This is a genomic window from Gammaproteobacteria bacterium CG11_big_fil_rev_8_21_14_0_20_46_22, from assembly GCA_002796245.1.
Taxonomy (GTDB): domain Bacteria; phylum Pseudomonadota; class Gammaproteobacteria; order UBA12402; family UBA12402; genus 1-14-0-20-46-22.
This window is the reverse complement of record PCWT01000023.1, coordinates 1-4,198: the sequence shown is the minus strand read 5'-3', so window position 1 is coordinate 4,198 and position 4,198 is coordinate 1. Positions and strand designations below refer to the sequence as shown.

The window sequence follows — 4,198 nt, the reverse complement described above, 5'->3', positions numbered from 1 at the left end:
ACCCTGACGTTGCGTCATAGCCTAACATCCAAATCAAGGAGGAAATACGATGAAAACATGGTACGCAAAAGCGCTGAGTGAGATGACTAATGTATCAGTAAGAACATTGCATCATTACGACAAAATTGGTCTATTGAAGCCATCAGAGCGGCGAGCCAATGGCTATCGCGTTTACTCCGAAGCTGATTTATCAAAATTACAAAGGATTATTGCTTTAAAATTTTTTGGCTTTGAGCTTTCTAAAATCAAAGTATTATTAGAGAGCGATGTTGATGTAATTCAACATTTGCGGCTGCAAGCTGATTATTTAAAACAAGAGGCTCACGCGCTCAATGAGGCAAGTCATGTCTTAGATCGTATGATATCTGAATGTAGCAATGATAAATCAATATCATGGCAAAAATCATTGGAACTAATAGAGGTATATCAAATGACAAAACACATTGAACATGAATGGGTACGCGAAGTACTTAATCAAGAAGAGCTTGCGCAATATGCAAAATTCGAAAAAAGCTTAGATGAGCGATTCACAAAAGAAGAGCATGCAAAATTTGAAAAAGATTGGGCGGCGCTTGTAGAAGAAATAAAGCAACATGTCAATCAAGACCCAACATCAAAAAAAGCGGTTGCTTTAGCAAAACACTGTATGGATATGGTCGACGAGCTTTATGGCCGTGAATTCGCGGGGTTGCGCACTGCACTTTGGGAAAAAGGTATGAAGCAAGGAAAAGATCAAGGTGAACATGGACTATCCCCTGAACTTGCTGCTTGGCTTGATAAAGCAATTGAAGCTTATTGGCTTGAAAGAGTTTTTACTATTCTCAATCAAGTTGGCGTCAACACACCAAAGCATTTGCGTGAAGACTGGCAAGAGATAATTGATGAAATGTTTGGTGATTATCAACAAGGCATCGATGAATTTATGGACCAACTTGTTGCTGATAAACGCTTGTCAAAAGCACAACGTGATTGGTTATTAAATTAGATGACCACAGGAACGAGCAGTTTCATATGGACAAAGCTGCTCATTCCTAATTTTAGTAAAGACGATTTTTAAAGTCTTGCAACGTCATTTTTCTTGATGCTAACATCAAAACGTTAACCCCATAACCATGGCGACGTAGGCAAATCGACGTTTTGACCGCACTGCATTAAAACTGCGAGGTTAAACTAGTGGGGCTAACAACACTTCAAGAAAAAATCACACTACCCCCGAGGGATTGAAAATCCTTTACGTGTGTTTTTTTACCCTTAAGCTTGCACTTTAAATTCAAGATGATACAAAAGTGCTCAAAAATGCGGGATCAAAAATCCCCCACAGCGACTCCCGCAAAAGCCCCGCAAGCGATATTTGAAGCATAGAATAAAGAAAAAAGATGAAACTGAGCGGCGCTCGTAACCCACTGATTTAAAGGTGAAAATGGTGCCCGGGGCCGAAGTCGAACCGGCACGAGTTATACACTCGAGGGATTTTAAGTCTTTTGCGCCGACACTCCTAACCACTTGAATATTAAAAGAAATATCATTTTTCACATCAATGTTTTCACCACCTTTCATGCAACTTTAAGCTCTTTATAATCAGATAGTTACAATTAAGGTTTCTTAGTGTTGTTTGGCGTTTTTCAGCCCCCTTTAAGGTCATTTTAAACACTTAAAACAATCATTCTCCATGTCATTAATGCATGAATTTTTACTAAAAATACTTGCATAAATACTAATCAAAGGATAATATAACACTCATGTATACACGAAGCTTTGAGAAGTTAGCCCATCATTTAAAATCTGGTCACGTCTACCGACGAGAAGACTTAGCACCCTATTCAAAAGCCGTGGATCGTGACTTAATGCGTTTATCTGTTGAGGGTTTATTAGAAAAAGTCGCACCGGGTTTATATTACGCGCCCAAAGCCTCTCGTTTTGGTCATCTACCACCAAATGATAAAGATTTAGTAAAGGCCTTTCTACGCGATGATGATTTCTTATTATTATCATGGAATGATTATAACTCACTCGGCTTAGGATTAACCCAGCTTTACAACCGTACTGTCGTTTATAATTACAAACGACATGGCGTTTTCAAGTTAGGCAATAAAGCATTTGATTTTCGCCGCCCTGCTCGCGGCTTTCCTAAAAAATTAACGCCAGCTTTTCTTCTTGTTGACCTACTTAACAATCTAAATGAATTAGCCGATGAAAACGTTGAAGCTTTAAAGGCGAAAATAAAAAACAAACTATCAGATGACCTATTAAAACAAGCCGCAGGATGCGCAAAGCAATATGGCAAGGTTGCCACGAAAAAATTCTTTGCGGAGTTAGCCTAATGCCATTTTTACATGCACTGCCTGACGTTAAACAATTATTTGAAGTTGTGGCTAAAGAAAAACGAGTGATTCCTTCGATTGTTGAAAAAGACTACTGGCTTATGCACTGTTTATGGGGCCTGCAACAGCAAGGCTTCGATTTTGAATTAAAAGGCGGCACATCTTTATCAAAGGGATTTAATATCATTGAGCGCTTCAGTGAAGATATCGATATTCAAATTCATCCTGGTAAATCCGCTAATATTAAAACCGGTAAAAACCACAACAAACCTGCTCACATCAAAGGTAGAGAAAATTTCTTCAACACCATTGCTGATCAGCTCAATATTGCCAATATGCAATTTACCCGTGATCACAACTTTGATGAGCCACAAAAAATGCGTAGCGCGGGTATACGTGGCGAATATCATTCACATTTTTCTACAATTGATGCTTTAAAGCCTGGTATTGTTTTAGAGTTAGGCTTTGATCAAACCACACCCAATATTCCTTGTAACATTAGCTCATGGGCATTAGACAAAGCACTGGCGCTCAATATTGATGTGATTGATAATCGCGCCAAACAAGTAAAATGCTACTGCCCTGAGTATACTTTCGTAGAAAAACTACAAACCATCTCAACTAAATATCGCCTGCAACAGAAAAACAAAACCATGCCAATTAATTTTCTACGGCATTACTATGATGTTTATCAGCTATTAAAACAACAGCGCGTTTTAGATTTTATCGGCACCGATGAATATCAATTACACAAAGCAAAACGCTTCCGCTCAGCCGATGAAAAAGATATTAGTAAAAATGAAGCTTTTCTGTTATCTGATAAAGAAATACTGGAACTATATGCAAAAGAATTTGAGAAGAAATCGGCGATTTATTTTGGCGAACAGCCTAATTTTAGCAGCATAATAAATAAAATTAAAAAATACTCTAACCAAATATAAATAATACTAAACACATGTTTTTTTATATCAAAATGAAAAATACAGCAAAAAACATGCTCCTTACTCTTTGTCATTTTTTATTTCATTAATTACGCTAGCAATAGATACTTTCCAATTCAAAAACACCTTCACAACAGACCAAAGCATCCAACAAAAAAATACAACTAACGCTATATAACACGCAGCTTGCCAAGCTGGGGCGGGTATAGATAAGAAGTTTCTAAAATTTTCTGTAGTAAGAAAAACAAGCAAAATGGCAATAAATATACCAAAAGGGGTAATCCAGGTTTTTTTATCTTCCAGTTTTTTAAAGCTCCCTATAAGTATTAACTTCAATTTGTCCTCAGTAATTGTAATTACTTTTTGATCCAAATTCTCATAGTAAGTTACTGCATGCTTTAACGTTTCTCGAGATTCAGGAGAATCACCAGTGCCAAGAACTCCATCAGACTTATAGGCTTCGTTATTTTGAATCATTATCACCACCGTCCTTTTTGGGTGGCATTAAACCCAAAACTCCAAGAGCATGCTGGCTCATATATCCGCATTTATTACAGACAACTATAACAGAAGGTATAGCGGGTCCGCTTAATTGAATATTACTTACCCCTTGCTGAATTACTTGGTTAAAGTAGCCATCCATAAGCGTAAAATTGTTATTTCTACATCGAGGGCATGGTGAAATAGCCTTTTTTTCATTAAGGGTTTCAACAATTTTTTGTTTTTTTTCAGGTGTCATTTGTACCATTAAAAGCACCTTTAATAATAATCCAGCCAGCAAAATATCAAACAAATTCGATAAAACAAAGGAGTATTTTTCCGTTATTTTTGGCTCTACCCCAAAAGAAGGGGCACTTTAACGTAGGGTGAATTCTATTTGGTAGTGCGACAGTCTCGAGTGCTTTAAGATAAGCACTTGATTCTACTACTACATAG

Annotated in this window: 6 protein-coding genes; 3 read left to right on the top strand and 3 right to left on the bottom strand. The window is 37.2% G+C overall.

Annotated features, from left to right (window positions below; all coding sequences use genetic code 11):
- Window positions 1-49: 49 nt before the first annotated feature.
- Complete coding sequence (locus COV52_02370; protein PIR11625.1) at window positions 50-985, top strand: MerR family transcriptional regulator; 936 nt, start codon at window positions 50-52, stop codon at window positions 983-985.
- A 305-nt stretch (window positions 986-1,290) separates the two neighbouring features.
- On the opposite strand, the gene COV52_02365 is transcribed toward COV52_02370, so the two are convergent.
- Window positions 1,291-1,557 carry a hypothetical protein gene (locus COV52_02365; protein PIR11624.1) on the bottom strand — a complete coding sequence of 89 codons (267 nt, stop codon included), beginning with the start codon at window positions 1,555-1,557 and terminating at the stop codon, window positions 1,291-1,293.
- A 182-nt stretch (window positions 1,558-1,739) separates the two neighbouring features.
- Between COV52_02365 and COV52_02360 the strand changes: the two genes are divergently transcribed.
- Window positions 1,740-2,321 (top strand): hypothetical protein, encoded by a 582-nt coding sequence (locus COV52_02360; protein PIR11623.1) that lies wholly within the window; start codon window positions 1,740-1,742, stop codon window positions 2,319-2,321.
- Entirely contained in the window at window positions 2,321-3,262 is a 942-nt protein-coding gene (locus tag COV52_02355; protein PIR11622.1) for a hypothetical protein, read from the top strand. Before COV52_02360 ends, COV52_02355 begins: the two co-directional genes overlap by 1 nt.
- Window positions 3,263-3,322: 60 nt before the next feature.
- Here COV52_02355 and COV52_02350 read toward each other — a convergent pair whose 3' ends face one another.
- Window positions 3,323-3,739, bottom strand: a complete 417-nt coding sequence (locus tag COV52_02350; GenBank protein PIR11621.1) for a hypothetical protein — start codon at window positions 3,737-3,739, stop codon at window positions 3,323-3,325.
- Window positions 3,726-4,010 carry a hypothetical protein gene (locus COV52_02345; GenBank protein PIR11620.1) on the bottom strand — a complete coding sequence of 95 codons (285 nt, stop codon included), beginning with the start codon at window positions 4,008-4,010 and terminating at the stop codon, window positions 3,726-3,728. The genes COV52_02350 and COV52_02345 overlap by 14 nt, the downstream gene beginning before the upstream one ends.
- Window positions 4,011-4,198 lie beyond the last annotated feature (188 nt).

Excerpts from the sequence above, each read along its gene's own strand:
- COV52_02365 (PIR11624.1), bottom strand. The coding sequence starts at position 1,557 with ATGAAAGGTGGTGAAAACATTGATGTGAAAAATGATATTTCTTTTAAT.
- COV52_02350 (PIR11621.1), bottom strand. The coding sequence starts at position 3,739 with ATGATTCAAAATAACGAAGCCTATAAGTCTGATGGAGTTCTTGGCACT.
- COV52_02355 (PIR11622.1), top strand. The coding sequence starts at position 2,321 with ATGCCATTTTTACATGCACTGCCTGACGTTAAACAATTATTTGAAGTT.
- COV52_02360 (PIR11623.1), top strand. The coding sequence starts at position 1,740 with ATGTATACACGAAGCTTTGAGAAGTTAGCCCATCATTTAAAATCTGGT.
- COV52_02345 (PIR11620.1), bottom strand. The coding sequence starts at position 4,010 with ATGGTACAAATGACACCTGAAAAAAAACAAAAAATTGTTGAAACCCTT.
- COV52_02370 (PIR11625.1), top strand. The coding sequence starts at position 50 with ATGAAAACATGGTACGCAAAAGCGCTGAGTGAGATGACTAATGTATCA.